Source organism: Coprococcus sp. LG101-27, from assembly GCF_027695515.1.
Lineage (GTDB): Bacteria > Bacillota > Clostridia > Lachnospirales > Lachnospiraceae > Allocoprococcus > Allocoprococcus comes.
This window is the reverse complement of sequence record NZ_JAQEUJ010000015.1, coordinates 35,096-59,761: the sequence shown is the minus strand read 5'-3', so window position 1 is coordinate 59,761 and position 24,666 is coordinate 35,096. Positions and strand designations below refer to the sequence as shown.

Here is a 24,666-nt window from a genome sequence, read left to right as displayed (position 1 = left end):
GTGTGGCTGAAAGGCCGCACCTCTTTTACAAAGGAGGAATTTATAATGAATCAAACAAATACAAGCAAGCGTATACCTACACAGATCAATGAATTTCGGGGAGATTATGCTTTTCTAAGCAATTTCTATCCGGCACCGGTCTCTTACATGGGACAAACCTATGCAAATAATGAAGCTGCTTTTCAAGCGCAGAAAACACTCTCTGCGAGAGAGCAACGCAAATTCTGTATTTTTCGGATGCATAATCCTTCTGATGCAAAGAAACTCGGCAGAGATCTTACATTACGCCCGGACTGGGAAAAAGTGAAAGTCCGGCTCATGTATGAAATCTGCATGTGCAAATTCATGCAGAACCCGGAACTCCGGGATAAACTTCTTGCAACCGGAGAGTCCACACTTATTGAAGGAAACAACTGGGGTGACTATTTCTGGGGCAAAGTCAATAACTGCGGAGAAAACCAGTTAGGAATCATCCTGATGGATGTACGTGCGAAGCTGCAGTGGAATGCAGAAACAGCGCCCAATAATATACCTCAATGTCTGCAATAAAGGAAAGGATGGTCTAATAGAATGAATGAAAATGCAAAAACAAAATTAGTGCTTGAGTATACTGGCATGGATGATTTTTCCTGTCCGGTATATAAGGACCAATTCGGAAAGTTGTGGAAGGATATTGACCTTGGCAAAGAGCCTGAACCGAATCTTTATTCTTTATCTTTTAACCATATTGATGGAGAACCTTCCCATCCCATACAGCAGGAGTACACATTTCATCCGGCTCCGTATCAAAGAAGTTCCTATGAATTCGAGTACCGGATGTTAAGTAAATTACAGTCTGACTGTGAATACTATCTGGGCTACGGAAATCGCAGTCCGTCTATCCTATGCAATCATAGCGTTCAAAACCATATTGCCCGTATGAAAGAATTATGGAATGGTTTTCCCACAGATCAGAAACCGGAATGGCTGACCTGGGAACAGCTTCTTCAGTACGAAAAAGTAATGACAGAAACCGGAATACCCGTGAAGAACTGCTCAGACTAGACAATTCATCATTTATCAGAAATTACCCTCTATATTATCCATTCATATTTTGATATAATAGGAACAGTTGAAAGAAAGGAGCATTTCCCATGTATCTGAAAAGAAAAGTTTACGATCAGCTTCTGGATTGGAAAAACGATACCGTCCACAGCACCTTGGAAGTGAATGGTGCCAGACAGGTCGGAAAAACATATATTATCAATAAATTTGCGGATGAGAACTTCAGGCACAAGATCTACATTAACCTGTTTGATTTGTCCGGCAAACAATTTATGGAATGTTACAAAAAAGCCACAGACTGGACTCCCGGTACAAAACGACCGGAGCAGCCGCTTCACGATGCTTTTAAACTCTTCGATCCGGATTTTGAAGATACCAACGATACAGTCATCATTATTGATGAAATTCAGGAATCCTCAGAGATATTCAACCGTATCCGAGAATTTACCCGCTATTTTCAAGCGCATTTCATTGTAACTGGAAGTTATCTGGGACGTGTACTGGAACCGGAATTCAAATTCTCCAGTGGAGATATTACCAGTATCCGTATTTATACCCTTTCCTTTAAAGAGTTTTTGGAAGCATTGGATGACCAGCTTTTTCAGAAGTATCTATCACTTCCACTGGATCATGCAGATGACACCGTACCGGAACTATATGACGAATTAAAGAATGTTTACGACATCTATAGACAGATTGGCGGCTATCCAAAGGTTGTGGAAACATACCTTAACACAAAAGACGTGGAAGCAGCTCAAAAAGAGCTTGTTAGAATCATCCGCATTTTCTTAAACGAATCTATGCGGTACTTTGATGACATCACAGATATTAGTGTTTTTACCAACATCTTTTTAAGCATCTGCCGTATTCTGCTTCGTGAAAAGAAAGGATTAGATGAGGACAGTATAAGTGAAGAACTGCAAAAGCTCGTTACAAAGAATTACTCCAGTAATCTTTCTAAAGCAACCTGCTATCGTGCTATCAACTGGCTTTACCATTCTGGAATCATCGGTTTCTGTGGCAAAATCACAGAACTGGACATCTTGAATTTCAAACCGGGAAGCCGCTGCTTCTTCATGGATCTTGGAGTTGCATATTATTATCTCTCCAGAACTGGTGCTACTGTATCAACTATGGATGGCTCATTGAACGAAAACTATGTTTACATTAACTTGTCCAAACGCCAGGAATTCCCGGAAGAAATTATCTTTGAGACACCGGCTTTTGCTACTTATAAAGGTGGTGAAATTGATTTTGTAGCTCAGACATTGAAAACTCACATCCGCTATCTGATTGAAGTTAAAGCCGGTAAGGGAACTGCATCTACTGCCTTGAAGGCATTGGAACAGGGGAAGGCCAATAAACTACTATATCTGAAAGGTGATACCAAAGGCGGAACCGTTGGAAACGTACAAACACTTCCTATCTATCTGCTAGAACAATATCATTTTTAATCAAAGAAAGAATACTTCGAGCCGCCCATCCGGACGGCTCTTTTCATCTATATTCTTGTATATTTATTTTACTAACAGCGCATCATTCTTTGAAAGAAGATATATACAGTATTGATTCATACTGATGCCTTCTTTTTTTGAGTGTTCCGCCAGATCCCGGTGTAAGCTGCGTGGCATCCTTATTTTAAACTGTCCCGAATACTCTTCCAGGCTTCCCGGTTCGTGAATCTCAATCCCTTCTTCCAGTGCAGCTTCTAACCATGCTTTTTTTGCATCCGCTGCATTTTCAACTGCCCTTTCTATCGTCTCTCCACAGGTGATGCATCCCGGCAGTTCCGGATAAGAAACCACAAATCCACCTTCATCCTTATCTTCCACAATTTCCATGCGATAGGACATTGCCAAATAATCATTCAGTGTCTTCATCGTTTTTCGCCTCACTTTCTACAATCTGCTTTACCATTTCAACATAAATTTTCTTGATTGGTTCGTGTTTCGGTATTGTTATCGGCTGGCATCCCGCTTTACGGAATGTATAATGGCTGCTCCCACTTCTCGGAGCATTTATCTCATATCCATAACTTTCTAATACTTTTCTTAGTTCATCAAAACGAAGGTCTTTCGATAATGAGCAAATTCTTGTCAATAGTTTATCCCATTTCGACATCTTTAATGCCTCCTATCTATAGTATATGTGGTGTCATATGTGGTGTCAATCTGTTTTTCATCTTTCTTGGTCAAATAAGGCTGCAGCTCTTTCTTAGCAGCCGTCACAAATTCTTCTTTTCTCGAACTTACCATATAAATCTTCCAGAGCATCAGATTCAGCTTTTCCGCATCCACTGCTTTGCATTTCTTTTTAATCATGCGGATAAACGGATAGATTACCGTATCCGATAACTTGTTCCCAGCAATCAACATCGTTCCATCCGTTCCATATACCTCATACAGACATTCCAAAATACTCCCCAAATCTGTCACCAATCGGAATGCCGGCTTTTCATATTTCTTTTTAGCTTCCATCATATGCTCCTCCTACATTCGAACCGTCAGTCCACTGAGACTCGTCTTAGGAAGCCCTACCAGATACCAGTCTTCATCCATTTCAATCCGAACCGGAATCCATGCATCCTTTACCTTCACATCAAAACATTCTCCGCAATGAAGACCTCCATAATAAGATTCAATCCCAAACCGGATATCAAATCTTCCCATTGATGGATCATAAATTAAAGTACCTATTCTCTTTTCACTCATATTTCTTTCCTCCTGAAATTCTTTGGTCTATATAAGTAATAGGACTTTAATTTGCAGAATTTGAAAGTTCCGGGTATTTTTCATAAAAAGTTTTTCGATAGCGATAAAAAGTTGAGTGCGTCATTCCCAAATTTTTACGAAGCTGTGTAGGTGTCGTTTCTCCAGAAACTACGCTTTGAAAGTTCTCATCAAAAGTTTCCTGCTTCATCACACTTGGTCTTCCATAATCATCCCATTCGCCCCGCAATTTCTTCGCTTCTATCCCTTCCCGCTGTCGCTTCTCCTTTTTCTCCAGCTCTGCCTGCGCCATAGAAGCATAAAGCTCCAGCATCATGTTATTGATTGTTTCCAGCATCATCCTTGCCATCGCATTATCCATCACAGATAAATCCATAAGCGTAGTCGGCAGTTCCAGAACCATAAGCCGCACTCCCATGTTCTTAATCCGCTGGATCTGTTGCATGGTGTCATACTTGTTTCTTCCCAGTCTGTCCAATTCTGTAACAATCAAAATATCTCCCGGCCGCAGGACATCCTCCACTAAAACGGTATATCTCGGACGATTAAAATTCTTCCCTGTCTCCTGATCCGTAAAAATATTCGTAAGTGCCATCTCATACTCGTTACAGTACCGCTCAATTTCCTGTATGCCACGGTCAAGATGCTGCTCCTTTGTACTGGTACGGTGATATCCATATATCTGCATCCACATTTCTCCTTTCCATGTCCCAAAATATCCACACTTTTATTGGTATATTTCAAAACTGTGTGTGTAACCTTTTTGAAATATAATCCCTCTTTCCGGAACGTACTTCTAAAATGTATACATTTTGGGATATGTTTCTTTTCTATTTCTGTACGTACCAGAGCCGAAAAGTGCAACAAATATGACAAAAAACTCCCAGAGGATGTTACTCCCCTGAGAGTGGTTGAAACTTATAGCCCACACCTCGGACGGTGCGGATGTAATTCCAGTTCCGTGAATCTACTTTTAACTTTTTACGAAGCTGGCTAATGCAGCACATAACCGCATTAGCACAGTCAATCGGTTCTTCCTTCCAGACATTACGATAAATCTCCTCGTGAGAGAATACCCAGCCAGGATGTTCTGTTAGATATTTTAGTACCGTAAATTCTTTCAGACTCAATTCAATCTTTTGATCATTCATAAAAACAGTATGACAGCGAATATCTATCTGTAGGTTTTTGTCTTTGTAATGCAATTTACTTTCCTCCTAATCTGTTTCACCTTATCACAGCTAATCTAAAATGCTATTATTAGACTGCCAAAACTCAAATTCAAAACCAGAGCAATGCTTTACCTGCAAATAGTCTGGTAATAGACCAGTAGAATCGCAATAGCTGCAAGAGCCAGAAACGGCAAACACATAATTACCGGGGCAGAGTGAAGTGATAAATAAGAACCACTGATTTTTTAGCATTTCAGCCGGATATACAAGCCATCCCCATAGATTGGTGACCGTTACTGTTAAAATTACAGCACTGCCTATATATGTGGCAGCTCCTTTCCGGGTAAAGTTAAAGTCGCAGACCTTTACGACCTACGGCTTAATAGTACGAAAAGACATTAACTTTTCTGTAAAAGAATTTGATGTACTTTATATGCTATATTCTAATCCAGGGATGGCTTTTACTAAACAACAGATTTATGAAGCAGTTTGGCATGAAAAAGCAAATGGTTATTTCCACGCCGTGGAAAACACTATTTTTCAAATACGCAAGAAGATAAAAAAGTATTCCAGCGACAAGAATTACATAAAAACAGTAGTTGGATATGGGTATAAATTTGAAGTTTAATCTGCAGGATATAAGGAGCACCGGGTTTGAGGGAGATTCCCCACTAAGAAAATTTCTATGTTCTGGCTACAAAGCCGGAACATAGGTCGGCATCCATCCCTGTTTCTTCCCAATCCTGCAGACCTAATAAGAAATCAGCTAGTGACTTCTTCATCAAAAGTCTTTTTTTAGAGAAATAATCCATTTTTCAATAGCATCCGCCAAAACTATCTGCTGTTGCAATACTGCCATACCAGTCTTAGGGATTTCCGGATCATTCTCTTTCTCTCGAAGATTTTCCTCCAGATAAGTTTTTAATATTTCAATATTTTCCTCAATACTGGCAATACATGATTGTTGACTTTCAGGCGGTAACTTATCCAAATTTACAATTACTGCATTAAAATCTAAAAAAAAGTGAATGGGTTTAGAGGCTGTTTCCATCATAAGCTTTACAAATTCTTTTTCGCCTTCATCTGTTAATGAATAAACTGCTTTTTCAGGCATCTTACCTTCTTTCACAATTTCTCCTTTAATGAAGCCTTTTTCCTCCAACTGAATTGCTTTTTTGTAAATGGATGGTGTACTGATTTTTACCCATTTTGATATATTACGATATTCCACTAATTTTTGAATATCATAGGCTCCCATCGGTTCCTTTTTCAATATTCCTAACACAATTAAATCTATTGTAGCCATAGTTCACCCACTTTCTATATCCACGAAAGCTATAAAATACTTACGGTTATATATACTGTAATTTATAGTATTTGATTTTATACCTCTTGTCAAGGAAATTGCAGGATACACGCTTGACAACTACTATAAATTATAGTAGTATTCTCTCACGTAGTATACTATAATTTATACTACTATAATTTATATTCTTAATTGAAAGGAGTATTTGAAATGAACAAGAATAACAACAAAATGGATTTATTAGGAAATGCACCTGTTCCCCAAGCACTAATGGCTCTTGGTATACCGATAATGATTGGTATGCTTATTAACGCTCTCTACAATTTGGTGGATGCTTATTTCATAGGAGGACTTGGCGAGAGTCAAATGGGTGCAATTTCCATTGCGTTTCCTTTAGGACAAGTAGTTGTTGGTTTAGGTCTGATGTTTGGCAATGGTGCCGCCTCCTACTTATCAAGACTTTTAGGGCGAGGAGATAGGGAAGCTGCAAGTAAAGTCGCCAGTACTGCATTATACAGCAGTGTTTGTATTGGCGCAGTTATTATTATCGGAACTGCAATTTTTTTGAAACCTATTTTAACCATGTTAGGTGCAACAGACACGATTATGCCATACGCCCTTTCTTATGGAAGAATCTATGTTATTTCATGTATTTTCAATGTATTTAATGTAACGATGAACAATATCGTTGCAAGTGAAGGCGCCGCAAAAACAACTATGTGTGCATTATTATTAGGAGCTGTATTGAATATTGGTTTAGATCCTATTTTCATCTATACTCTCGACATGGGGGTTGCTGGTGCGGCAATCGCTACAGCAATTTCTCAAATGGCTTCTACTCTTGTATATTTAATTTATGCATTACAGAAAAAAAGCGCTTTTACATTTTCCATTAAGGAATTTTGTCCTTCTAAGCAGATCATAACTGAAATTCTGAAAATCGGTATACCCACATTGACTTTCCAGCTTCTTACAAGCCTTTCTATCGCATTCATAAACCGGGAAGCTAATATCTATGGAGATGCTGTTATCGCCGGAATGGGCGCTGTTACAAGAATCACTTCAATGGGAACTCTGGTTGTGTTCGGCTTCTTAAAAGGTTTCCAACCAATTGCCGGCTTTAGCTATGGTGCCAAAAAGTTTGATCGGCTCAGGGAAGCAATTAAAACTTCTATCTTATGGTCAACAATATTTTGTGTAGTTGTGGGATTGACAATAGCCCTATTTTCCACACAGATTATTTCGCAATTTACAGAAGGCAATACAGAGATGATTTCTGTAGGTCAAAAATCGCTAATGGCAAATGGATTTTCCTTCTTCGTATTTGGATTTTACACAGTGTATTCTTCTCTGTTTCTTGCACTTGGAAAAGGCACCGCCGGATTCGTTCTTGGGGCTTGCCGACAAGGTATTTGCTTTGTTCCGATCATTCTGTTGCTCCCATCATTCTGGGGCATAAATGGAATACTATATGCACAACCGATTGCCGATGTAATTTCTGCTATTGTTACTGTGTTTATGGCTCTACATCTTCATAAAGAACTGGCAACAACAAAAGAGCATTAAAGCATCAGGCAACATAATAGATCAACACCGTCTGCCGCTTCGAACTGAGGCAATATCACCCTTCAAAAAACAATCACTCCCAGAGGATGTTACTCCCCTGAGAGTGATTGCAGCCTTTGTTTAAGATAACTTACTCAATTATCTGGAATCTCTGGATACACTGAAGCAATGTACTTACCAGTTCCTGATACAGATCTTCATCAAATCTGCCATTCACAATCGCATTCTTAATTAAAAGCGGCTTATATATCTCTAAAATCTTCAGTACCGCATCTGCATTTCCTTCTTTTGCCTTTAAAAGTAATCGTTCAAAATTCATTAGTTTTCACCTCCCATCACCTTGCGGATCTTCCGGATTGCATAATAATAAATACCCTTGCATCGCTCCTCTGATAACCCGTTTAGCCTGCTCATTTCCTCAAAAGTACGTTCTTCAAACACATGCTGGTAAATCAGCTTCCGTTCTTCATCCCGCAGCGTATGAAGCGCTTTCATCAGTCTTTCATCTGACATCTTATTCCATTCTGGATATTTCCCCTGTGCCTCCTGCAATAAAAGCTGCTCCCTCGTTTGGTTCTCCAGCAATTCTTCGATTACAATTCTTGCCTCCATCTGTCCAATATCCTCCAACAGTTCTTCTGCATCAGCCATCTGGATTTTCTTCTCCAGATAATCATGTCGTTTTCCACGGACAAACTGTATCAGATATGCTGTAAAGTGATTTTGTATCTTTGATCCTGTATATGTTTTTTTGTTCATTTGTTTTATCCTCCGAAATTTTTTATCACGTTCCAAAAAATTCCGAGGATGGCGGTGAGCGGCAACAAAACGTGACACTGCCTTCATTTTTTCGAAAAAAAGAAAGGCTGGACCACTCTATTCGTAGTCCAGCCGATACTTCTCTTTCTATGTAATTGTGTAGGATATGCGATGATAGTATCTCATATACTGCATATTCTAACTTCTCTCCGACACATTGTATGGATAAGATTTTTTTAACAGATTCAGTTCCTCTTTGGCTTTTATCTTATGCTGTCCATTCATGTCTGTCGTACTTACTTCCATGTTTCTCTATTTGTGCATGTGTTATTCTGCTTATCATAACGCACTTTAACGCATTTCGTATAGTGTTAATCTACGATAAAATATATGCATTAAGTGAGGTGATATAGATGGTGAAAAAATTATTGGGAGATGCAGTCAGGGAAGAACGTCTCCGCCGCAATCTTTCGCAAAACAGCCTTGCGGAACAGGCAAAGATTTCTTTACGGACTGTCTCTGATATTGAAAACTATATTGGCAATCCACAGTTGGAAACACTTTATGCCTTGGCAACTTACTTACATATTTCCATAGATGCTATATTTTCTAACCAGAAAACGAACCCGGATTCTACCATGCAGCAAATCATGGCAGAACTAAATTCCTGCCCGGAGGAGCAGAAACAGCTTGCCCTTTCTACACTGCGTGGACTTCTGGATGGATTCAAGAACCTAAGTTAAGGCTCTCCCGTATCCTTCATCATCTACACATTATACAAAGACAATCTGTGAGTAATCTGTGAATAGTCTGTGAGTTTTCTGTCTATTCCCATTCTGATACAAAGAACAGGAGAGTACACTGCCATAAGCATGTGTATCTCTCCTGCTTTTTTATGCCCTGCGAAATGCACTGATAGCATCCACTACATTCTGTCTCATAGTCTGATCCATCCGCAGCGGTTCTTCTTCCATCAAATCAACTTCTGTGGGCATTTCTCTATTTATCTTAGAAACGTCCTGCCCTTCCAATACCTTTCTTACTTCTTCCCGGATGATTTGCTGCATCATTGGCCGGAGCATATCCGGTTCCATGCTTATACTGCCATTACCTGTCTCATCCGTTCTTCCCGTATATGCCAGAATTGCCGCAACGATCAGTTTTGCTTTTTTCTCTGTCGTATTCAGAAGTTCTGTCACATACACGTGATCTGGATCCGACTTATCAAAACCAATAGTGAATACAAACGGATTTTTCTTTCCCATAAAATCACACTCCAGCCTGTGTCATGCGATACAAAAGATCATATCCATCGGCATTTGCTTTCATATCCCGGATAAAGGTATGTTTTCCCAACCGGTCTGCCTGCTCTAGAAATCGTTCCAGAAGCACTGCTCCGCCGCCGATAAACACCGTATAAGTAGATTTTGTATCAATGCCCCGCTCTCGGATGCTGTTCAGAAGATCGGTAACAAAATTCTGAACCATGGTTTCTACTGCCTGTACAACAGCTTCCTCATAATACTGCGTTTTTCCCTTGATGATACTGTCGATATCTGCCTCCTCCAGAAGCATGTCATATTCACTGTTAATACTGGAAATGATATCGTTATACATGGTAATCACACCTTTTTCCAGAGAATCACAATAATCCATATCCGGTCTGCCACTTCTCATCAGAAGATAATCAGAAGTAAATCCGCCAATATCAATCCCTACGACTTTCGGAATCTCACGGATTTCCATCATCCTCGTCATCATGGCTGCATAATCCTGCGGAAACGCCATTACATTCTGTATACAGAGGTGATAGACTTTATCGTTGAAGCACAGTTCCTGCACCTTCCCGTCCCCTTTGAAATAGCGTTCATATCTCTCACAAAGCTCTGCAAAATGCTTCGGCGGAAGCCCAATCGGAAGTTCCACCTGAATGACATCCTCCGGCTGGATCTGGCTTTTCTGCTCCAGCTCCATTGCAATGGCAAATAAGGTCAGAATCCAGAATCGGTTCCGGCTGTCCTGCGTCTTGTCCCTCTGGTACGGAATCCGCTTCTCACTAAGGGTATAATACTTTCCCTGATATTTCAGATACTTCTCTCCCCTGGCAGGCTTTTTATCCTGTTCCGTCAGTCCTGTGGTAAAGATAAAATGACAGGTTTTCATGTTCCGGTTCCCGTGATCCACGGCTACTCTTAATTTTTTAATCATAATGATTTCACTCCTTTGTATTTGATACTTATTCTGTACGTAGGAGGTGCCTAGAGTGCAACTCTTTATAATCCATTTTCTTATTTTACCAATCAAAAAATTCAAAAAACAAAAATTAAAAATTATCTTTTTTAATTTTTTAAATAAATGCAACCGTTACAATATTTACTGTGTATCTTATTACAAAGGGAACCTTGGAAAGGAGTCGTGTACATATAGGAAGGCTTATAAAAAAATAATCAGTTTTATCCTAACACTCGTTATGATGCTGTCGCTAAGTGTTAATGTTTTTGCAGCAGAGCCGCTTACAGATGACCCTAATATGATTGAATGGAAGTACACTGTGTTTGCTGACGAAAGCCTGCAGAAAGTTGTTGAAGAAGGTGTTATTCCAAATGCATATGCCCGATATACTTGGCGCGGAATCACATTGAAAAATGGCGAAGTCGCCATATTAACACCATCAAATAACAGTATGGGACTTTATTGTAATAGCGGCAGATACATAACTATAAATTACACTTTGAGCCGTTCTGCTTTTCATCGTTCAAGAGTACGCGCATACGTAGCTGGACCTTCATCAGAATTTGTGCGTGAGATTACAGCAAGTGGTTTGCGTTCAGGATTTACGACACAGGCAACAGATTACTATTACGGCATGGTAACTAATCTGTCCTCTGATGCCTTTACAATCAAATCATTTTCTATTACATTTTAATAGTGGAAAATATTTCAAGTGCTGGTGAGTACTTATCCTGATTTTAATTGAAGCTTTTTAACTTGGTTTCTCGGTTCCCTTTTTTGAAAATACACATTCCCATTATTAAACCACTGCTATAGTATTCACTGAATTTATGAGGTAGAAGCATGTTATTTAACATAGATGAGAAACAACTGATGCTCGAACTAAAAAATAAAGATGAGCGCGCTTTAAAAATATGTATGAACAAATACTACAGATATGTTGTATACATAGTCGAGAATATTATTGGAAGTGCTTTGCCATATGAAGACAAGGAGGAGGTCGTGTCTAATGTTTTTGTAGCTCTATGGAATTACAGTGCAGATTTAGATACAGATAACTACAGCACATTCAAACCCTATTTAGGAACAATCGCAAGAAACATGGCAAAAAACGCATTACGAAAAACCTCTAAGATGCATTTTGAAAATTACGAAGATGCGTTTCAGGTTGGAACGAACGAACATATTGAATACGGGCCGTTAAAAGAAGAAGTAATCAAATGCTTAAAAGAAAGCATATATGAACTATCAGTTGACGAAAGAAAATGTTTTATCTCGTACTACTATTACACTAAGACAATCGCTGTAATAGCAGAAGAAACCGGATTAAAAGAATCTACAGTAAAATCCAAACTGTTACGCGGACGTAAAAAATTAAAACTAAAAATGGAAAAGAAGGGATTTAGATATGAAGACTGTAAAATTTTCTTTGAATGAGTTAATGAGTGAAATTGATGAATCTTTTATTGAGGAAGTGTATTTTCATGATTGCAATAAAATACTGAAAAAATATTCCAAACAAAAGATACGTCAAAATGTATTTTGTAAAACAGCTTCAAAACATAAGCCTTTAAAGTTCACTTATAGAACTGCAATTATTGTAACTGTGGTTTCAGTGTTTTTGTGTATGCCTGTATATGCTGCAATCAGTCATCTGTTAACATCGGCTTTAATTGATGACAGCAATCGACATTTAATCGGGACAGAAACCAATGATAGAAGCTACATCATATTAAAAGACGGTGTATATACCAATGAAAATGGGAAAGTTGTTGATATTGAGGAATTAGCCAAATCTTCATCAGAATTTCCTGAAAGCAGAATTGTTAAAAGCAGTCTGATGCCTAATTTCATACCATCATCAATAGTAGAGATTCCTACTGATAAATCAGATGAAATGTATATCATTCCAGAAATAATTCTAATCAACAATTCACTTTGTGTACTTACACAAGACAATGGAAAGGGATGGGAACTAACTGATAAAGATAATATAGTCATTTCGTTTGATAAATATAAATCAGACATTACAGTATCCCAAGATTTGATTATCGGTTATGTAAAAGACGGGATAATGTATGAAGGAGAAGTGTTCGATGAACTGAGTGGAAAATATAGTTTCTCACCAGATGAAAAAGGGGAATATTTTTTCTATCTGCTTAGCGGAAGTTCCGATTATCTATCTCTTAAAAGCGGTAATCTGGAGGTAAATTAAATGTTGCTTTTGCGGGACTTCAGCATACCAATTAACTTTAGTATAAGGACGGGAAGACCTCTTCCGTACAGGAATAGGTCTTCTTGCTGTCTCCGTGCATGCTTTAAAGTATAAATAGGCTTTAATCTGGATACAATTTCAACTGCATCGTTGATACACGCTGTGTTTATCTCGTTTACTGTATCATTCATAAGAATTTAATTGGTTATGTTTATTGTGATGATAGAGTAGCCTTTGTTTTGAACATCTTCCTTGAAAGATTTGTAAACGATACTGTAGATTATCATATTCATTATGTCGGCGTAGATTCTTTAGATGAAGAATGTATTGAATGCAGAAAATACTCTGATTATTGTGAACATATTTTACCTGCTTTCTGGATAGATGACGATTTTTGTGAATAATGAAACACTGGTGTTTGGTTATTCAAAATTTAAGCTGATAGATACTGGTGTTAAGTATATTAATCCGAAGCATTTTTCCGTAAAAAACTTTGTAAAGTATTGCAGATTCAATAAAGAGTGAAATTACAGTAAAATAAAAGATAGTTTTTTCGTTCCTTTGTTATGCCATTGTTCTACGCCGGAATCTTTTCTGCCATCTCCGGCAGGCACTTCTCAAATAATTCCCGATATCTTCGATACCCTTCATCCCGGAGTGGACCTTGCAGTGATGTCAGAGACCAAAGGAGAAGCTCTTCCTCTTCCACAGCATACGGAGAGGTATAGACAAATTTTTTCCCGTCAAAATGCGGTTTTGATAACTTCAGTATTTCCGTAATCTCTCCTTTTGTTTCCGCCTGCATAATCATTTCCACTTTCTTCCGATGGAACTCGCAGACGATGCTCTCCAGAAATCCCTGCTTCAGATAAAATTCCGCCCTTCTATAAAGTTTTACAAGAGCCTCCACTCTTTCATCAAATAACTTGTCCTTTTCACTGACTATCATCTGTGCCAGTGCGTTTGCATGTTCCATAACCAATGCTGTTCCCATTACATTTCCTCCCATAATAAAAGCTGGCATAAGAAATTTCTTCTCACACCAGCACGATTCTTTTATTCCTCTGTGATGATCTCACTGCTTAATTTTCCATGTACCAGATAGCGATAATTCCGTCTGGAATTGACACAGGTAGACAGCGTAACTATCCGATCCGTTGCCGACAGCTCGGTGCCGGTATCATAATCCCTATAAGAAGACACCGTATCCAGAAACGTCTGAAAATCTTCCGCTTCCGGGAAATGATACCTATATCCCTCACTTCCGGTTCTTCCCGCATAGCAGGAAAAGATACGATACTTGAGGATCTTGTCCGGCAAATAGAGATAAAACTCCGGATGTTGTTCAAATAGCTCTTTGTCTTGGTACTTATCCAGAGTTCCGAACATGCTCCCGTTTTTCATATTATGCCCGTACACGATCGTATTCTGATCCGTAAAGTCCGGCTGATTATGGCAGTCCACAAAGATGCTCCCGTTGATATTGGATTCTCCCGAAAAAAGGTGATGAAGATAATATGCATTATCTTTCCCCTGTACCACCGGATAACTAATATCCAGTGCCGGAATCTGAATCCACGCTATGACATCCGGATTAACCGCTTTTAAACCTGCAAAATCAATTTCTAGATACCTATTCTTAGGTTCCTCCTTTTCTTTCTCAGACTCCGGTGATTCTTCTTCCTCTGGTTCCTGAACATATTCCTGCAGTTTCTCGTAACTTACGTCCCCTTTCTGATACTTCAGATAAGCACCAAAGAGTTTTCCTGCCGCTGCGAGAAAAACAAGCAACAGGCAGATAATGAGTCCTGCAAGAACCGTATTTCCTTTTTTTCTCATGATTGTTCTCCTTTCGGAAGAGCCGAAGTCTGTGCCCCGGTTCCTTCCTTCTGTTTGATGGCGGCTAAATAGTCATCAATCCCCTTGTGTTTCCCGTTCCACTCCCCGCTCTCGTCCATATCCCAGACCATCCGGTTCATCGGCAGGGAAAGCTCCCGGCAGATTTCATAGACCTTATTGCAGCCGTTCTGGATAATCCTCCGTTTCTCCGCCTTATGCTGGCAGATAACAGGGGAACGCTCAAAACAGACCGCACACTTACTGTCATGCTTATTGCAGGCTACTTTCATCTTCTTATCCATGTCATACGCCTCCAAAAGCTGTTTCATCCCATATCCTTTCATCCGCTCCAGCACCGGTTTCAGATTCCGGTACTGGTTCACTCCGGCAACGCACACAAAGGTAGCGCCGGACAGATAATGGGCTATGGTCCCTTTTAAGGCTCCTTCGGTCAGATAGACACGTTCTGCGGCAAGATCACCGATCACATGTACCGGACTTCCGGAGGAAACTCCCTGGTCATAATTGACACTGGACAGCCAGATATATTTTTTCGTGTCAGTCACATGATCTACCCGGATCTGAAAACCCTGGATGAACCCGTCCAAAGAAACTATGGGAATCAGGATTCCTGAGTTTTCTGCTTTGAAGTTAATCGTCCAGTTTCCGTCTGTATCCCGGTAGAATCCCGGCACGCCTTTCACCATATATCCTTCTTCTGCCAGCCTTTTGACCAGCTTCTTCATTCCAAACAGCGGGACACTCCGGTAACGCTGTGCTTCGATCTGTTCCGGTTTTAATCCTCGTCTTTGCAGATCCTCCTGATGCTTCCTGTTAAGCGTGAGCATGGACAGCATTCTCTGATACGTCCGGTGGATTTCCTCTATGGGTGCAAGCTCTGCCGTTGCCTTTTCTTCCTGTACCGGCGTTGCTTTGATATAATCCGTCCGGTATTCTCCTTTTCCTAATGCTTCCCGGATCTGCTGATTTGCTTCGGAGAGTGTAACATTGTGCAAATCCGCATAAAGCTTCAGCATCCCCCCGGACGCATCACAGCGGTTGCACCGGAATACATTCTTTTCCACATTGATATTCAGTTTTCCATGCGTCTCTCCACAAAACGGGCAGTCATAATAGTTTCCCCGCCGCTTTCTGAGATGCAGCACCTGCACCACATCCAGTATTCCATAATCAAACCCAGACATATCATAATACATCCCGGTCTCTTCCTCCTTTCCCCCGCAGAAAAAAGCTCTCTGCGGGGTTCTTCCTTAACCAGCCATCGGCATTGCTTTTTGTAAAATTACCTTTGCTGCCGCCGGAACCAGATTGTTCGGTCCGGAATATTGCTCGGCAAACCACTGGATCGTTGACGGGCTTTCAACTGCCACCTGTCCCATGGTCTTTCCGCCGTATTTTCCCTTTCCCGGAATCACAGTCCCGACTGCCATTTCATAGTTCATGTGTTTCATCAGTTCTTCTACCGGAAGGGACGTATCCAGATTCTGTAATGCTCCCTGCAGCATCTGTCCGGTCTTTGGCGGCGTAGAGGCAGCCGGAGCGGAACCGTAGCCAGGCATTTGTCCACTGCCATGGTAAATGGTGCTTCCCGCCGCCTGTGCCTGCTGATAGAACTGATTCATCATCTGCTGGCCTGCATATTCCGGCTGACCTGGCATCTCTCCATAAGTTGGCATAGGGGCATTTGGCATGACACCCGAATCCGGCATGGCTGCATTTTCCATGGCACCTGAATCCGGCATCTGTGGATTCTGATATGGAATTCCGGCATCTACCTGTGCAGGATCATTTTCCTCTCCCACATCCGCAAACTGCACACCATATCCGGCATCCGATAATGCCCTTCCTACGGCTGCTGTTTCTGCCATTTCCAGAAATTTGTCTCCAAACTTCGGGTCATCGCTCCGGAATTTCTGCGAAAAGGAATTGGCTACATAATTGTCTTCCTGATCACATTTATCCAGATAGATACGTGCTTCCACAACTGCCATGTTCTCTGTGAAAGTGATAATCCGGCTGATGATCTTTCCTGCCGGATTGACCAGACGAAACCATAGCTTCCGGTATTTCACATCCAGATAAAGCTGCTCCTCCTGCCCTTCTTCTCCAATCTTTCTTGCCAGTTCCATCGGATGGAAGCCATCCACACGGTTCAAAGCGGCAACTGCCTCTGATTTCTTATACAATAATTCTTTCATTCTCTGCTCCTTTCATTTAGAAAAGCAGACGTTCCCCTATATAAGAGTAATAGTCCGCTTATTTCAAAAATTGAAAAATATTTTTAAACAACAAGTTTTAACTGCTCCATTTCCGGTTTCTGTTCACTCTGATACTGATCGTAATACTGTACGATCCGCTCACTCAGAATGGTGTTCCTTGTCCCGCTGTCATCCGTATGGATTGCCTGACAGACTGCAGCCCATTCCCCTACCAGATAAACCTTGCTTTTCGCTCTGGTCACTCCGGTATAGAGAATATTGCGCTTCAGCATCATATAAAAGGCTTTTACCCAAGGGATGATGACAACCGGACATTCGGAACCCTGTGCCTTATGGATGGTTGTTGCGTTAGCATGTTCGATCATTTCCATCTGGTCAGCTTCATATTGCACCTGCCGCCCATCCGGGAATCCGATCACTGCCCTGGCATTTCCATCCTCATCCGTGATACAGTCCAGTATCCTGCCCAGATCGCCGTTACTCGCCATCTCGGTATTTTTATTCTGTAAAATCTTATCGCCAACCCGGAACACCTGACTGCCGATATGCAGTTCCTTCTTCCCTGCGATTGGCGGATTTACAAAATCCTCCAGAGATTTGTTCAATTCATCCACTCCGGCAGCACTGCGTTTCCGATACGGAGTCAGGATCTGTACCTGATCCATGCCGTTTTTTGCAATCTCGTCCAGATAAATCCTCCGGACAATCTCTGCCGCTTCATCTGCTCCTTTACAGGCAATGAACTGAAAATCCTCCCCAAAGCTCAGATTAGTCTTATTCTCCTGCATCAGTTTTGCATTATAAGGTATGCTGCTCAAAGCGCCCTGCCGGTAAACCAGATCCAGTACCGTGACCGGAATCAGCCCGCAGGCAATCAGTTGCCGGAACACATCCCCGGCTCCTACGGATGGAAGCTGGTTCTTATCCCCGACTAAAAGGACTCTGGCATGTCTGCTAACCCGCCGGAAAAATTCATAGGCAAGATGCATGTCCACCATGGACACCTCATCTACATTTAGAAATCCGGCAGACAGGTACTCAAAATCCGGTTCAAAATCCGTATCATCTCCCAAAAGCCCCAGGGCCAGATGCATCGTGGATGCATTTTCACAGCCGGTACTCTCCACCATACGTCTTGCCGCACGTCCGGTCGGAGCCATAAGCTGTACCTCTGACCTGCATAACGCCTGATGGATATAGAGAATCACCTTGAGAACCGTTGTCTTTCCGGTTCCGGGACCTCCGGTAATAATACTGATGGGATGTGCAAACACCATCCGCACTGCCTGTTTCTGTGTTTCTGACAGCGTGATCCCCAGTGTCTTCTGTGCCTTTTCCAGCTCCGGTTCAATGGACAGCAAAACCGGCTTCTCCAAAAGCCGTCTGGCTATCATGGAAGCGGTCTGTGTTTCTTCTTCATACTGCCGGATAGAATAGATCCGTTCTTCCTCCACAACAATGCTTTTTTGCAGCACCAGCCGGTAAAGCACCTGACTGACATCCTGCTCCGATACTGCCATGACCTGCAGATCCCGGTTCAGTATTTCCAGTGCTTCCCTGATAACCTCCTGACGCTGCTTAAACAGATGTCCTTCTTTCATTGCCTGATTCATGATATGTCCGATGCACCCGGATATCCGCATGGGATCATTGAGTGCACAGCAGCACTGTCTTCCGATCGCATCCACAGTCAGAAACCCGAAGCCTTTGACTGCACTCAGCATGTAAGGGCGGTGCCGGATAATATCCACCGATTCATTTCCGAATTTCTTCAGAATCATATTCACTTTTTTGGGTGTTACCTTAAAAGGCGCCAGAAACGTCATCAGTTCCCGGAACACCTGGTTTTTTCCATAGGACTCCACAATAGCAGCCAGCTTCTTCTCGGAAATTCCACGGATCTTCAAGAGTTCCTGCGGGTTGTTTTCCATGATTTCCAGTGTCTGAAGCCCAAACTTCCGGAAAATAGTATCTGCCATCTTGGGACCGATACCTTTGATTGCACCGGAAGAAAGGTATCCTAAGATACCCTCCTTTGTCCGTGGTACAACCTCCATGAAATTTTCCACCTGATACTGAGTTCCATGCTCTCCGCTCTCCCATCTGCCTTCCATCTCAAGCTCAATCTCGTCTGTAAGCGGAAGACCGAATCCAATCGCTGAGAAGCCGATGATATTCCGGGATGCCAGATATTTGTCTCTGGCTGACAGGGGGACAGACGTATCCTGTGTGGTGAATATGGCAATCGTATACCCATTCTCCTCATTCTGGAAAATCTTATGTTTAAATCTGCACCTCATTGTTTATATCCCTCCAGCTTTTTATCCGCATCCGTTCATTTGGTTTTCTCATTACGCCGCCTCCTTCTTAATTCGGAAAGTACGGCTCTCCGTTGTTTTTGTATATTCCTCATAGATATCCGGATGCTGGTTTTTCAGCTTCTCCATCTGGTCTTTCCCAACCGAAGTACGTCTGGTCGGATTATAGGTAATACGGTAACGGTTCGTACCGTCCTCCAGCACTGCCTTGCAGCCCTGCCCCAGCTGTTCCACAAAAGGAACACTGATTGCCCGCTGTTCTGCTTCGATTTCCTTTTTCCGTTTTTCCAACTGTGACTTTTCCTCCGAAAGGGTAAGATACTTCTCAAGATTTTTTGATTCCAGACCGGAAAGCACAATTTCCGGAATAGATTTGTCTGCAAAACCACCATAATTACGGATATTTGCCAGAACCAGATCGGAATTCCCGTTATGCGGCGGTACTACATTTTTCAATACATGTTCCTGCCAGAAATACGTTTCCTGATCAATGATGTCTTCTTCCTCAATCAGATCACGCTCAATGGTGCGATACACAAACTCATTCTCGTTATTTCCATACAGGCATGCGATAAAGGCTTTCTGCATATTCATCACAGACAGATAATGCCTTACCTGCAGCACATAATGAGCTGGAATACCCTCATCAGCCCACTTATCTTTCGCATTATAATTGCAGGTTTTACATTCCAGAATCGCAAATGTCCCATCCGGCATACGAACAAAAAAATCCACATCTGCAAGCATGAACGGATATAATGGATGCCGGAACATGACACGTACCGGAAATACTTCCAGTCCGGTCTTTTTGGAAAAGATTTCTGCCACCAGATCTTCCAGCCGGTGTCCGACTTCCTTGGCAACCCAGTTGCTTTCCTCTTCCTCCTGAATGACCGGCTGCACACCTGTTTTGTTGTAAAACAGATCCCGGATAGTGGCAAATGGAGAGATCCCCATGATTGCCGCTACATCACTGCCGCCGATTCCTTTTTTGCGGTATTCCAACCAGTCTTCTCTTGACAGGTTACTGATATCCACAACCTTTTCCGGTGTATACTCTGCTTTGTTATTCATTCCAATTCCTCCTAACATTTGACTGCTCCATAAACGTCATATTTTTTCCAGTCTTTTATAAGCGCCTTCGTAATATCCTCCTCCAGCTTCAGGATGCCCTGTCCGGACATTCCTTCACAGGCTGCAAAAAAGGAGGCTTCATTCATGGCATAATAAAGATCATGTGCCGTACAGGCACCTTCCCCGTTCTGGGATACAAATAGCTCCACCACCTCATTCCGGATCTTCTGTTTAATGCCAAGTTCCTTCATCAGCAGCTTCAGGCAGTTCACCGGATTACGGATCTCAATGTCCATAAGCTGAGTAAGATTCTTCATCGCATCCACATAGCGGGCGCATACCTGCTCCAGATTTTTCCGGAAGTCCAGAATCGTTGCCCCTTTATCGTGAGCCAGCTTGATTGGACTTCCCAGACTGATAACGCCGTTTGGTCCGTCTGTCAAAAGCATCGGATACAGATTTGCACCGCTCGCTGCCACGTCAGATGTGGTAAAACGAAGTGCCGGTGACAGGATCTTCTCATCCATTCCGTGTGCATCCAGTGCTTTTCGGTAAGTATCCAGAAGTTCCTGACTTCCTCCGAGCTTCCACATGGCAGATACAATGGAATGGTCATAGATACCAGAGCCCTCCATGTAAACACTGCCTTTGAAATTCAGATTCAGATATTCGCAGGTTGTCTCAAACATGGCTTTCATATCAAGGATGCAATAATCATGTTTATCCCCGCCATGTACTGCGGAAACCTTTCCGTCCGCAATCTTAATCAGGGCATCCCCTTTTGCAACCCGCAGGCAGTAATTGACTACCTTCGCATATGTTGCCTTATCCAGCTTGCGAAGCCCGTCTCCATTGACACCTGCGCGGCTTAAAATGGTGCGGATGGCACAGTCACGTACCGGATAGGATTCTCCTCTCATTTTCAGTACAAGCTGCGTATTCTTCTCTGTATCCTCCAAAATTTCTTCCATGGATGCATCTGCCGCATCCAGATTTTGAGCCTCCTTTTCCAGTGGTGCCAGCCGTAACGTATTCGTTGGCTTTCTGATCCATTTGGCATTTCTTCCTCTCTCTGCCAGAAACTCCAGCAGATCTTTTACTTCTGCAAAGGATCTCTCAAATCCATCTGCATACACTCTTGCTTCATTCATGTTCTTATTCCACCTTTCTTAAAATAATATTTATCCATCAACAGCCGAAGCTGGTTGTGGCATGCAACTATGCCGAAACCTAAATGTAAGCACAAAAAAAGAATGAAAAGAGAGTCTTTTCTCTGTTCATTCTTAAAAGTCTGGTTTCTTCCTGAAAAAACAAAAGTGCCACGCAGCCAAAAAAGGCATACCGTGACACTCACTACAAACATAAACTACTTATGCCAGGAATCAGCTCCTGCTGTTTCCTGTAAGTTTGGAGATTCTTATGAATCCCGAAACTCCCCAAAAAGGGTGTGCATAAAATAAACTATATCAGTATACTAGCACAAGATATTCCTCATGTCAATTCAGGCTTATACTATATATGGTGTTTATATTTGTTCAAAATACTACATCTATTTTTCTACTACGAATTCAATCTTCTCTTTCAGATACTCCCGGCAGCCAAACCGAACCGTTCCACACTGCTTTGACTCCTCTTTCGCCTTTTCATTACAGCAGTCCAAGTAGGGACAATCGTTACATTGATTCCGCAGTGCTTCCTTCGCCCATTCAATTTCCTGCTCATTTCCTATAATCCGCACAGACATCCACTTCCTTTGCTATCATCATACCCCAAAATCCATTTTCTATCATCCATAATTTCTTTTTTTGTATCATTTTAGTAAATTACGGTTATATTACGGAATAATCACTATATTTCAAATATATCTCTATTTTATTCCGTAATTTGCTGTAAGTAAATAGTTTAAAATGTGGAAGAGAGGTGTAAATGTATGGATAAAAACTTTATTGGAGAACGCATCAGCGAACTGCGTTTAAAGAAAAATGTATCTGAATATCAGATGAGTCTGGATCTTGGCAAAAATAAAAGCTACATCCAGTCCCTCACTTCCGGACGTTCTCTGCCTACCATGCAGAGCTTTCTGGATATCTGTGACTATCTGGAAGTCACTCCTCAACAGTTCTTCGATTCAGAGCTGCACAATCTTCCTCTGATTGACAAAGCAACTGATCTGATGAAACAACTCGATGACGAGGATATGCTTGCGCTCATTTCCATGCTGAATCGTCTGGCTCTAAAACGCAAATAGATTTCCGTGGCTGCCAAATCAAGGCAGCTTTTATTTTTATCATTTTTTCTTAAAATTTTTCAATCTTAAAGAAAAGCCCCCTATTCCTTAATTGAATGGGTAATATATCCATTCGCCGTACCTTGAAAACAAAAGAAATCTTTCGGGAGATTGATATAGGTGACTGCAGATAGTTTGCATCTTCGCACGCCTGCAGCTTAATAGTTACAAAGTAACACCGTTTTACGTGGCCGGAACGGGCATAGGAACTGGCTTCTGAAAGAATAACATAGACTTTTGGGATTTTAGCTTATAGCGCTTTTATTAGAGAACTTTTACTCAAAATTTGATATAATAATAGACAGGTATCAAGTTGATTCCCTGTCTGTGGAAAGGAGATTCATGATAACTGTAACAAAAAGGGATTTGATTGAATTAGGCTACGGTCCTTCCTTTGCTGCTGATATTATCAAAAAAGCAAAGGAACTTATGGTAGAAAAGGGGCATACCTATTATCAATCCAGAAAATTAGACAGGGTTCCAAAAGAAGCCGTTGAAGAATTATTAGGGATTACTTTGCCCGATAAGCAAGAATGATCGTGCTTTTTGCATTTTAGTAAGGAGTGAAATCATGGCAAAAGATCCAATTAAAAAAGCAGAAAACGGCACTTATTATTTTCGAGCCAACCTCGGATATCATCCTGTAACCGGAAAACAGATTCAAAAATACCGCAGCGGATTCTCAACAAAAAAAGAAGCCCGTGCCGAGTATTCCAAATTGATTCTTGCATCAACGGAAGAATTAGCTGATAAGAAGGAAGACATTACCTTCAAAAAGTTTATTGAAGAAATCTATCTTCCGTGGTACAAAACTCAGGTGAAAGAAAGTACCTACAAGAATCGTTACTCGACCATTCAAAAACACTTTGCCTATTTCTACAAGAAGAAAGTGTCCGAAATAGAAGCGATAAATGTACAGACCTGGCAGCTCAAGTTGGCAAAACAATTCAGTCCAAACTATGTACGCATTGTTCAGGGAATGTTATGTTTAGCTTTTGACCGGGCGATTATCCTCGGACTTGCAAAGAAGAATCCTGCCCGCATGATCGGCAATATCAAATCTAAAAAAGTAAAGATCGACTTCTGGACTTTGGAGGAGTTTCAGAAGGTAATATCCCTGCTGTACAAAGGTGACTACTACGAGCACTATCTCTTCATCTCGTTCTGGCTTTTATTTATGACTGGAATGCGTATTGGAGAGGCTGCCGCCTTACAGTGGGATGATATTGATTTTGAAACAGGTATGCTGATTATTAGTAAAACACTGTACTATAAAACAATGAATGACTACAAATTCGTTGAACCTAAGACGCAGGCAAGCAACCGTACCATTTATATTGATGCTGATACCATCAAGGAATTACAAGAATGGAAGGCGGTCCAGGCAAAGGTTTTACCAAATTGTGGATTCGTACTGAGTTATAACAGTACACCCACCAGCAAAACAACGCTTCCAAGAGCATTAGAGAAATTGGCAAATTTAGCTGGTGTCCACAGAATCAAAATTCATGCCCTGAGACATTCGCATGCTTCCCTGCTTATCAGCATGGGCGAAAATCCACTGCTGATTAAAGAGCGTCTTGGACATGAAAAAATACAGACGACACTAGGAACTTATGGTCATCTGTATCCAAACACCAATATTGAGATTGCAAAGAAGCTGACCGGGGTTCTCAGCTACCAGTCAGCTTCTCAAAGTATTGCTAATTATACCAGTAATCAGCATACTGCAATGTATCACAAAGAAATATAAAAATGCAATGATAATGCAATTTCAAACACCCAAAGCCGCAAAGCCCCGTGGTTACGGGCTTTGTAGCCCAGCGTCAACTATTCAAACTCGATTTCGACAACCTTCCATATGCCGAAAAATAAGCGATTTTCC

Annotated in this window: 31 protein-coding genes; 12 read left to right on the top strand and 19 right to left on the bottom strand. The window is 41.4% G+C overall.

Annotated features, from left to right (window positions below; genetic code table 11):
- The first annotated feature begins 45 nt into the window (after positions 1 to 45).
- The 3 genes from PG766_RS11085 (at position 46) to PG766_RS11075 (ending at position 2,498) form a co-directional block, all read left to right on the top strand.
- Entirely contained in the window at positions 46 to 549 is a 504-nt protein-coding gene (locus tag PG766_RS11085; protein ID WP_023921566.1) for an NADAR family protein, read from the top strand.
- Between the two features lie 21 nt (positions 550 to 570).
- Positions 571 to 1,044, top strand: a complete 474-nt coding sequence (locus PG766_RS11080; protein WP_005333427.1) for an LPD11 domain-containing protein — start codon at positions 571 to 573, stop codon at positions 1,042 to 1,044.
- Between the two features lie 89 nt (positions 1,045 to 1,133).
- Positions 1,134 to 2,498 (top strand): ATP-binding protein, encoded by a 1,365-nt coding sequence (locus PG766_RS11075; RefSeq protein WP_005333425.1) that lies wholly within the window; start codon positions 1,134 to 1,136, stop codon positions 2,496 to 2,498.
- 63 nt (positions 2,499 to 2,561) lie between these two features.
- Here the strand turns inward: PG766_RS11075 and PG766_RS11070 are convergent, their stop codons facing one another.
- The 6 genes from PG766_RS11070 to PG766_RS11045 form a co-directional block, all read right to left on the bottom strand.
- A complete protein-coding gene (locus tag PG766_RS11070; RefSeq protein WP_005333424.1) occupies positions 2,562 to 2,924 on the bottom strand; it encodes a type II toxin-antitoxin system HicB family antitoxin in 363 nt (120 codons plus the stop codon).
- Positions 2,908 to 3,165: a type II toxin-antitoxin system HicA family toxin gene (locus PG766_RS11065; protein ID WP_005333422.1), complete on the bottom strand. Its 258-nt coding sequence runs from the start codon at positions 3,163 to 3,165 to the stop codon at positions 2,908 to 2,910. Before PG766_RS11065 ends, PG766_RS11070 begins: the two co-directional genes overlap by 17 nt.
- A 2-nt stretch (positions 3,166 to 3,167) precedes the next feature.
- Positions 3,168 to 3,524 (bottom strand): hypothetical protein, encoded by a 357-nt coding sequence (locus PG766_RS11060; protein ID WP_005333420.1) that lies wholly within the window; start codon positions 3,522 to 3,524, stop codon positions 3,168 to 3,170.
- 9 nt (positions 3,525 to 3,533) lie between these two features.
- Positions 3,534 to 3,755 carry a DUF5348 domain-containing protein gene (locus PG766_RS11055; protein WP_005333419.1) on the bottom strand — a complete coding sequence of 74 codons (222 nt, stop codon included), beginning with the start codon at positions 3,753 to 3,755 and terminating at the stop codon, positions 3,534 to 3,536.
- 46 nt (positions 3,756 to 3,801) lie between these two features.
- Entirely contained in the window at positions 3,802 to 4,461 is a 660-nt protein-coding gene (locus tag PG766_RS11050) for a recombinase family protein (RefSeq protein WP_118709376.1), read from the bottom strand.
- A gap of 205 nt (positions 4,462 to 4,666) precedes the next feature.
- On the bottom strand, positions 4,667 to 4,978 hold the full coding sequence (locus tag PG766_RS11045; protein WP_023921561.1) for a winged helix-turn-helix domain-containing protein: 312 nt from the start codon (positions 4,976 to 4,978) through the stop codon (positions 4,667 to 4,669).
- A gap of 253 nt (positions 4,979 to 5,231) precedes the next feature.
- Here PG766_RS11045 and PG766_RS17135 point away from each other — a divergent pair, with 253 nt between their 5' ends.
- Positions 5,232 to 5,573, top strand: coding sequence for a winged helix-turn-helix domain-containing protein (locus PG766_RS17135; RefSeq protein ID WP_005333412.1), 342 nt, complete (start codon positions 5,232 to 5,234; stop codon positions 5,571 to 5,573).
- 153 nt (positions 5,574 to 5,726) lie between these two features.
- Here the strand turns inward: PG766_RS17135 and PG766_RS11035 are convergent, their stop codons facing one another.
- Complete coding sequence (locus PG766_RS11035) at positions 5,727 to 6,251, bottom strand: PadR family transcriptional regulator (RefSeq protein ID WP_005333410.1); 525 nt, start codon at positions 6,249 to 6,251, stop codon at positions 5,727 to 5,729.
- 210 nt (positions 6,252 to 6,461) lie between these two features.
- Between PG766_RS11035 and PG766_RS11030 the strand changes: the two genes are divergently transcribed.
- Positions 6,462 to 7,817 (top strand): MATE family efflux transporter, encoded by a 1,356-nt coding sequence (locus PG766_RS11030; protein WP_005333407.1) that lies wholly within the window; start codon positions 6,462 to 6,464, stop codon positions 7,815 to 7,817.
- Between the two features lie 130 nt (positions 7,818 to 7,947).
- Here PG766_RS11030 and PG766_RS11025 read toward each other — a convergent pair whose 3' ends face one another.
- Positions 7,948 to 8,136: a helix-turn-helix domain-containing protein gene (locus tag PG766_RS11025; protein ID WP_005333406.1), complete on the bottom strand. Its 189-nt coding sequence runs from the start codon at positions 8,134 to 8,136 to the stop codon at positions 7,948 to 7,950.
- Positions 8,136 to 8,576, bottom strand: a complete 441-nt coding sequence (locus PG766_RS11020) for a sigma factor-like helix-turn-helix DNA-binding protein (RefSeq protein WP_023921559.1) — start codon at positions 8,574 to 8,576, stop codon at positions 8,136 to 8,138. Before PG766_RS11020 ends, PG766_RS11025 begins: the two co-directional genes overlap by 1 nt.
- 413 nt (positions 8,577 to 8,989) lie before the next feature.
- On the opposite strand from PG766_RS11020, the gene PG766_RS11015 reads away from it, so the two are divergent.
- Positions 8,990 to 9,319 (top strand): helix-turn-helix transcriptional regulator, encoded by a 330-nt coding sequence (locus PG766_RS11015; RefSeq protein ID WP_005333402.1) that lies wholly within the window; start codon positions 8,990 to 8,992, stop codon positions 9,317 to 9,319.
- A gap of 150 nt (positions 9,320 to 9,469) precedes the next feature.
- Here PG766_RS11015 and PG766_RS11010 read toward each other — a convergent pair whose 3' ends face one another.
- Entirely contained in the window at positions 9,470 to 9,841 is a 372-nt protein-coding gene (locus tag PG766_RS11010; RefSeq protein ID WP_005333400.1) for a hypothetical protein, read from the bottom strand.
- 4 nt (positions 9,842 to 9,845) lie between these two features.
- Entirely contained in the window at positions 9,846 to 10,784 is a 939-nt protein-coding gene (locus PG766_RS11005) for a ParM/StbA family protein (RefSeq protein ID WP_020436706.1), read from the bottom strand.
- Between the two features lie 55 nt (positions 10,785 to 10,839).
- Between PG766_RS11005 and PG766_RS11000 the strand changes: the two genes are divergently transcribed.
- The 3 genes from PG766_RS11000 to PG766_RS10990 all read left to right on the top strand — a co-directional run bounded on the left by PG766_RS11000 (position 10,840) and on the right by PG766_RS10990 (position 13,023).
- Positions 10,840 to 11,502: a hypothetical protein gene (locus PG766_RS11000; protein ID WP_118709378.1), complete on the top strand. Its 663-nt coding sequence runs from the start codon at positions 10,840 to 10,842 to the stop codon at positions 11,500 to 11,502.
- A 149-nt stretch (positions 11,503 to 11,651) separates the two neighbouring features.
- Positions 11,652 to 12,245, top strand: a complete 594-nt coding sequence (locus PG766_RS10995; protein ID WP_020436704.1) for an RNA polymerase sigma factor — start codon at positions 11,652 to 11,654, stop codon at positions 12,243 to 12,245.
- On the top strand, positions 12,217 to 13,023 hold the full coding sequence (locus PG766_RS10990; protein WP_109215051.1) for a hypothetical protein: 807 nt from the start codon (positions 12,217 to 12,219) through the stop codon (positions 13,021 to 13,023). The genes PG766_RS10995 and PG766_RS10990 overlap by 29 nt, the downstream gene beginning before the upstream one ends.
- Positions 13,024 to 13,600: 577 nt before the next feature.
- Here PG766_RS10990 and PG766_RS10985 read toward each other — a convergent pair.
- The 8 genes from PG766_RS10985 to PG766_RS10950 form a co-directional block, all read right to left on the bottom strand.
- Complete coding sequence (locus PG766_RS10985; RefSeq protein ID WP_005333384.1) at positions 13,601 to 14,047, bottom strand: hypothetical protein; 447 nt, start codon at positions 14,045 to 14,047, stop codon at positions 13,601 to 13,603.
- Positions 14,048 to 14,079: 32 nt separating this feature from the next.
- Positions 14,080 to 14,862, bottom strand: coding sequence for a class B sortase (gene srtB, locus PG766_RS10980; RefSeq protein WP_005333383.1), 783 nt, complete (start codon positions 14,860 to 14,862; stop codon positions 14,080 to 14,082).
- Positions 14,859 to 16,079 carry a CHC2 zinc finger domain-containing protein gene (locus tag PG766_RS10975; RefSeq protein WP_005333381.1) on the bottom strand — a complete coding sequence of 407 codons (1,221 nt, stop codon included), beginning with the start codon at positions 16,077 to 16,079 and terminating at the stop codon, positions 14,859 to 14,861. Before PG766_RS10975 ends, srtB begins: the two co-directional genes overlap by 4 nt.
- Positions 16,080 to 16,133: 54 nt before the next feature.
- The gene (locus PG766_RS10970) at positions 16,134 to 17,081 is read right to left on the bottom strand and encodes a hypothetical protein (protein ID WP_005333375.1); all 948 of its coding nucleotides are present in this window, start codon (positions 17,079 to 17,081) and stop codon (positions 16,134 to 16,136) included.
- 83 nt (positions 17,082 to 17,164) lie between these two features.
- Positions 17,165 to 19,402 (bottom strand): SF1B family DNA helicase RecD2, encoded by a 2,238-nt coding sequence (gene recD2 / locus PG766_RS10965; protein WP_117613308.1) that lies wholly within the window; start codon positions 19,400 to 19,402, stop codon positions 17,165 to 17,167.
- Positions 19,403 to 19,453: 51 nt separating this feature from the next.
- On the bottom strand, positions 19,454 to 20,512 hold the full coding sequence (locus PG766_RS10960; RefSeq protein WP_005333354.1) for a YqaJ viral recombinase family nuclease: 1,059 nt from the start codon (positions 20,510 to 20,512) through the stop codon (positions 19,454 to 19,456).
- The gene (locus PG766_RS10955) at positions 20,506 to 21,645 is read right to left on the bottom strand and encodes a hypothetical protein (protein ID WP_005333353.1); all 1,140 of its coding nucleotides are present in this window, start codon (positions 21,643 to 21,645) and stop codon (positions 20,506 to 20,508) included. The genes PG766_RS10960 and PG766_RS10955 overlap by 7 nt, the downstream gene beginning before the upstream one ends.
- Positions 21,646 to 22,043: 398 nt before the next feature.
- Positions 22,044 to 22,232: a 2-ketoisovalerate ferredoxin oxidoreductase gene (locus tag PG766_RS10950; RefSeq protein WP_425458801.1), complete on the bottom strand. Its 189-nt coding sequence runs from the start codon at positions 22,230 to 22,232 to the stop codon at positions 22,044 to 22,046.
- Between the two features lie 192 nt (positions 22,233 to 22,424).
- Here PG766_RS10950 and PG766_RS10945 point away from each other — a divergent pair, with 192 nt between their 5' ends.
- From PG766_RS10945 to PG766_RS10935, 3 genes are all read left to right on the top strand, one after another.
- Positions 22,425 to 22,742, top strand: a complete 318-nt coding sequence (locus PG766_RS10945) for a helix-turn-helix domain-containing protein (RefSeq protein ID WP_005333350.1) — start codon at positions 22,425 to 22,427, stop codon at positions 22,740 to 22,742.
- Positions 22,743 to 23,123: 381 nt separating this feature from the next.
- Positions 23,124 to 23,318: a DUF3173 domain-containing protein gene (locus PG766_RS10940; protein ID WP_005333349.1), complete on the top strand. Its 195-nt coding sequence runs from the start codon at positions 23,124 to 23,126 to the stop codon at positions 23,316 to 23,318.
- Between the two features lie 34 nt (positions 23,319 to 23,352).
- On the top strand, positions 23,353 to 24,534 hold the full coding sequence (locus tag PG766_RS10935) for a site-specific integrase (RefSeq protein ID WP_005333347.1): 1,182 nt from the start codon (positions 23,353 to 23,355) through the stop codon (positions 24,532 to 24,534).
- The last annotated feature ends 132 nt before the right edge of the window (positions 24,535 to 24,666 follow it).